Annotated in this window: 7 protein-coding genes and 1 pseudogene; 3 read left to right on the forward strand and 5 right to left on the reverse strand. The window is 61.9% G+C overall.

What is annotated here, in order from left to right:
* Nucleotides 1-115: 115 nt before the first annotated feature.
* The 4 genes from VZ95_RS12300 to VZ95_RS28865 form a co-directional block, all read right to left on the reverse strand.
* Complete coding sequence (locus VZ95_RS12300) at nucleotides 116-841, reverse strand: MFS transporter (protein ID WP_052711727.1); 726 nt, start codon at nucleotides 839-841, stop codon at nucleotides 116-118.
* Nucleotides 842-919: 78 nt separating this feature from the next.
* Nucleotides 920-1,513: a DUF1013 domain-containing protein gene (locus VZ95_RS12305; protein WP_045776106.1), complete on the reverse strand. Its 594-nt coding sequence runs from the start codon at nucleotides 1,511-1,513 to the stop codon at nucleotides 920-922.
* An 81-nt stretch (nucleotides 1,514-1,594) separates the two neighbouring features.
* Entirely contained in the window at nucleotides 1,595-1,978 is a 384-nt protein-coding gene (locus VZ95_RS28860) for a zinc-binding dehydrogenase (protein WP_332308083.1), read from the reverse strand.
* On the reverse strand, nucleotides 1,956-2,594 hold the full coding sequence (locus VZ95_RS28865; protein ID WP_332308084.1) for an alcohol dehydrogenase catalytic domain-containing protein: 639 nt from the start codon (nucleotides 2,592-2,594) through the stop codon (nucleotides 1,956-1,958). The genes VZ95_RS28860 and VZ95_RS28865 overlap by 23 nt, the downstream gene beginning before the upstream one ends.
* Nucleotides 2,595-2,700: 106 nt before the next feature.
* Here VZ95_RS28865 and VZ95_RS12315 point away from each other — a divergent pair, with 106 nt between their 5' ends.
* The 3 genes from VZ95_RS12315 to VZ95_RS12325 all read left to right on the forward strand — a co-directional run bounded on the left by VZ95_RS12315 (nucleotide 2,701) and on the right by VZ95_RS12325 (nucleotide 4,118).
* Entirely contained in the window at nucleotides 2,701-2,898 is a 198-nt protein-coding gene (locus VZ95_RS12315) for a DUF1192 domain-containing protein (RefSeq protein ID WP_045776107.1), read from the forward strand.
* Nucleotides 2,899-2,911: 13 nt separating this feature from the next.
* Complete coding sequence (locus tag VZ95_RS12320) at nucleotides 2,912-3,382, forward strand: hypothetical protein (protein WP_045776108.1); 471 nt, start codon at nucleotides 2,912-2,914, stop codon at nucleotides 3,380-3,382.
* 304 nt (nucleotides 3,383-3,686) lie between these two features.
* Nucleotides 3,687-4,118: a DUF1465 family protein gene (locus VZ95_RS12325; protein ID WP_045776109.1), complete on the forward strand. Its 432-nt coding sequence runs from the start codon at nucleotides 3,687-3,689 to the stop codon at nucleotides 4,116-4,118.
* Nucleotides 4,119-4,192: 74 nt separating this feature from the next.
* On the opposite strand, the pseudogene rpmE reads toward VZ95_RS12325, so the two are convergent.
* Nucleotides 4,193-4,414, reverse strand: a pseudogene (gene rpmE, locus VZ95_RS12330) (50S ribosomal protein L31); the annotation flags it as partial.
* Nucleotides 4,415-4,440: the final 26 nt, after the last annotated feature.

The following is a 4,440-nucleotide window of genomic DNA, read 5'->3' on the forward strand; positions in this document are numbered from 1 at the left end:
CCCCAGCGGCGGCTGAGCCACAGCCACAGCGGCACGCCCGCGAGCCCGGAGACGAAATAGAGCGCCAACGCTGGGCCGGTGGCGTCGGGCGCGCCGAGCCGGTCGCCGACGAAGCTCAGAAACAGCGTCGCGGGCAAACCGTTGGCGATCCCGTTGAGCAGATAGGCGGCCAGCAGCAGGCGGAAGGCTTATTCGCCACCAGCAGCCGGATTGCCTCTTTGCGGGAAGGTTTCGGCGCGGGGGGCGTTGATTTTTCCGGCAAGCGCCAGCAGGCGAGCAGAACGGTGGGGACCAGCAGCGCGAGGATCATCCCCCCCAGCGCATTCACCGCCGCAAGGCCGCTGAGGCCAAGGGCGGCGGGCAGGATCGTTGCCGCGAGGGTGCCGATCAGCAGGGCGGCTTCCCGCGCGCCCGCGACCCGCGTGCGCCCATGATAGGCCTGCGTAAGATCGGTGCCCCAGGCGAGATAGGGAACTTGCAGGGCGGTCCAACCGAGGTAGAGCGCCAAGCTCCACCCGAGCAGATGCATGGCCCCCGTGCCATCGGGCGGAAAGAACAGCGCCCAGACGGAAACGCCGATCACCGGCAAGGCCCCAAGCAGCCAAGGTTTCCGCCGGGGAAAGCGATCCGCCAGCACGCCGACGAGCGGATCGGTGAGCGCATCGAAAATCCGCGCGAGCAGCAGCAGCGTTCCGACCAGCGTCAGCCCGAGGCCCAGGGTTTCGGCGTAAAGCGTGGGAAGATAAATATAGAGCGGCACCGCCAACGCCGCCAAGGGCAGGGCGGGCGCGGCATAGGCGGCTAAATCGGTGCCGGAGAGGTTTTTAGCGGTGGGCTGCATACTCTTGGTACGCAGCCCGCACCGAACTGGATTAGATCAATCAGACCCTACGGCCTAGCAGCTAATCTGGATGCAGTTTTAAAGCGTAAATTCCGGCGGCTCGCTGCGATGTTCTTCGCCTTCGACCGGCAGTTGATCGGGAATATGCTTACCCTGACGGCGCAGCGTATCCAGCACCTCTTGCAGGGCGGCGTACGAGCAGAGGCCCAATTGGATCGGGTCGCGCGCTTTGATGTTGCTGATGTTCCAATGGCTGCGGTCGCGGATCGAGGCAATCGTCGTCTTGGTCGTGCCTAGCAGTTTGGAAATCTGCCCATCCGTGATGTCGGGGTAGTTCCGCACTAACCAGGCAATCGCGTCGGGCTTATCCTGGCGCTTAGCAATCGGCGTATAGCGCCCGCCCTTGGTACGCACCAAGGGTTGCGGCAGATTGCTGACCAAGAGCTTCAGCTTGGTCTTCGTATCGGCCTCGCAGCGCTTGATTTCTTCATGGGTGAGCTGACCGTTGATGATCGGATCGAGGCCCTGCATGCCGCCCGCCACTTCGCCGTCGGCGATAGCTTGGATTTCGAGCATATGCAGGCCGCAAAAATCGGCGATCTGGTCAAACGTCAGCGCCGTGTTTTCGACGAGCCAAACAGCGGTGGCTTTCGGCATCAACGGCAATGGCATGATTTCTAACCCTCTATAAGCTGCGACGGCCCGCCTTAGGGGGCGGGCCGGGACGATATGGAATCGTCTATAGCAGGCGCGTTACTCCAAACCCAAGACGATTTTTCCAATCGGCTCCCCCGATTCCAGTAAAGCATGCGCGGCGGCGGCTTCGGCAAGCGGGAAAACACGGAAGATTTGGGGACGAATCAGCCCTTTTTCCACCCAGGGCCACAGGGTTTCGTGCAGGGCAGCGGCAAGGCGGGTTTTGGCAGCAATGCTCTGGGGGCGTAGGGTGGTGCCGGTGAGGGTTAGGCGGCGCATCATAATCTTGCGGAAATCCACCTCGGCTTTCGCGCCGCCCTGGAAAGCAATAAACACGATGCGCCCCTCTACCGCCGCACAGTCGATGTTCCGCTGAATATAGGCGCCGCCGACCATATCCAGAATCACATCTGCGCCCTTACCCTCGGTGGCCGACAGCACTTTTTTCGACGAAATCTTCGGTGCGGTAATTGATCGCAACATCAGCCCCCAAGGTGCGAGCGGCGGCGGCCTTGGCGTCGGAGCCGACCGTGACCAGCACGGTTGCGCCATAGGCTTTCGCCATCTGAATGGCGAGCGAGCCGATGCCAGACGTACCACCGTGGATCAACAGTGTTTCGCCAGGCTGAAGCCGCCCGCGATCGAAGACATTGCCCCAGACCGTAAACGCGCCTTCCGGCAGGGCGGCGGCTTCGATCATCGAGAGCGTTGCGGGAACCGGCAGGCAGTGGCCTTTCGGGACCGCAACATACTCGGCATACCCGCCCCCCGCCGTGAGCGCACAGACGCGGGTGCCAAGACGGGCCGGGTCCAGCCCTTCCCCGATGGCAACGATGACGCCCGACACTTCCAAACCGGGCAGCGGGCTTGCGCCGGGCGGCGGCGGGTAAAGCCCCTGGCGTTGCAGCAGATCGGGCCGATTGACCCCAGCGGCGGCGACTTTAATCAGCACTTCGCCCGCCTGCGGCTGCGGGAGGGGGAGGGTGACGGGGGTCAGAACCTCCGGCCCGCCGGGGGTTTCAATCGCAATCGCGCGCATCTCAGAGGGAAGGATCACGGGTAAAGCCCTTATCGATCAGCTTTTTAACGAAGGAGGGTCGAGTTTCGGCCCATCCTGTCTTATCATGCGCGCCCGAGAGGACCTAGCAAGGGAAAGCCGGAGCATGCAAGCCGAGGAAGAACGCCCGCGCCAAACGGGAGACCAGCCGGTCTTCCTGTCAGTCGCGGCGCTGGAGCGCGCAGGGGTTGAGGAGTTGCAGGCCTATCGCCAGGCCCTGCTTGCCGAAATCGCCCGGGTGGATGCCGAGACCGACGCCAAACGCAACCGGCGCGGCGCGGCCGAGGCTCTGTTCAAATTCTAGAGAAGGATTTTCGATGACCCGCGTTATTCCGCGTTATGTGCCCGCGAATTCGATTGAAGATAAGCTGGGCTTTCTGATTACGGCGAAAACCACCGACGCGGACCGCGTCTACCTAACCCGGATCGGTAAATGGGGCGGGATCGGCGAGGCGTTGTTTTTCCTCGAAATGCTCGATGCCGCCGATAGCCTGAAGGCGATCAATATCGAAGAAACCTTGCAGGCCGATGGCATTGATCCTTCCAGCGTTACGCTTGTGCGCGTTCACGCGTTCCTCGTGCCCACGGTTATTGGCGAGGCCGATTTGCGCCGCAAGCGTAAGGAGCAGGCCTTGCGCAAACTGACGGCCGAGGAAATCGAAGCCATCGGCCTTAACCCGGACGGCACTGTTCCCGGCAGTGCCGAAAGCCGCCGCAGCCGCAATGCTGGCCCGGCTCAAGCCGCGCCCTCGGCCCCGCTGTCGGTCGATGACGCCGATCTGGGGTAGGCCTGAGGGCGATTGCGGCAAAAATTTGACGGGGAGGCTTGACCCGAAACGGGCGAACCGTTAGGAGTCGATCCGCTTAGGCAAGTTGTATCAGGTGAGGTAAACTATTATGAGCCGCCGACGTTCTGTCGTGCGGCTTTTTTTTTGCGTCGGCGGCGCGGCTGTCACACCCGAGTAACATTTTTAATCCAGCCCCTTGATCTACTCGCCAGACGGGAAAATTTAATTCAATATCGAAGCAGGGATGCTTATCCGGGCGCACCGTCCGTTGGTTGAAAATCCCATCAAGCGGGAGAGGGGGCCAATGGCAACGGTCTTTTTCCGAGGCACCTATGATGAGGCCTTCCGACTTTTAGTGGAGGCCCGCGACTATCTAGCCTATCGCGAGCCTTCGGAACGGGCGGCGCTGTCGCTCGACCAGAGGCTTGCCGCCAACCGGGAGGCGATGCGCCTCACCTCGCGGCTCACGCAGGTGATGGCGTGGCTGCTGGTGCGCCGGGCGGTGCAGGAGGGCGAGATTAGCTTCGAGGATGCCCTGCATACGGATCGCCGCTTAGACGGCCATCGCGTCTGTTTGATGCAGGTAGACGATGCGGATACCGCACCGCTACCGCGCGGTCTCAAAGATTTGCTCGGGCGGTCCTACCGGCTCTATGCGCGCGTGGACCGGCTCGACAAGGCGATGGGGCCGATGCCTGCCTGTGCCAAGATTGGGGCAAGCCATACCACCCACTAACCCCAAATGGAAAGTGGCCCCGGAGGGCCACTTAAACCATTTTCGGCGAAAGCCAGTTTCGAAAGAAACTTAGCCTTTGATGCGAGATTGGCGAAACGCTTGTTGAAGCGTGCCAACTGACCGCCAATGTCCAGCATACGCTGCTGGCCACCGGTCCAGGCCGGGTGCGACGTCGGATCGATTTCCAAACGCAGCGTATCCCCCGGCTTCCCGTAGGTCGAACGGGTTTGGTAGGTATGGCCATCGGTCATCACAATCGTGATGGGATGGTAGTCGGGGTGAATGTCCTTTTTCATCGACGCTCTCGCAGCACAGGTTGGCC

The organism is Elstera litoralis (assembly GCF_000963705.1).
GTDB classification, from domain to species: Bacteria; Pseudomonadota; Alphaproteobacteria; order Elsterales; family Elsteraceae; genus Elstera; species Elstera litoralis.

Coding starts and splice junctions, on each gene's coding strand:
- VZ95_RS12300 (WP_052711727.1), bottom strand. CDS start 841: ATGCAGCCCACCGCTAAAAACCTCTCCGGCACCGATTTAGCCGCCTAT.
- VZ95_RS12305 (WP_045776106.1), bottom strand. CDS start 1,513: ATGCCATTGCCGTTGATGCCGAAAGCCACCGCTGTTTGGCTCGTCGAA.
- VZ95_RS12315 (WP_045776107.1), top strand. CDS start 2,701: ATGCAAGCCGAGGAAGAACGCCCGCGCCAAACGGGAGACCAGCCGGTC.
- VZ95_RS12320 (WP_045776108.1), top strand. CDS start 2,912: ATGACCCGCGTTATTCCGCGTTATGTGCCCGCGAATTCGATTGAAGAT.
- VZ95_RS12325 (WP_045776109.1), top strand. CDS start 3,687: ATGGCAACGGTCTTTTTCCGAGGCACCTATGATGAGGCCTTCCGACTT.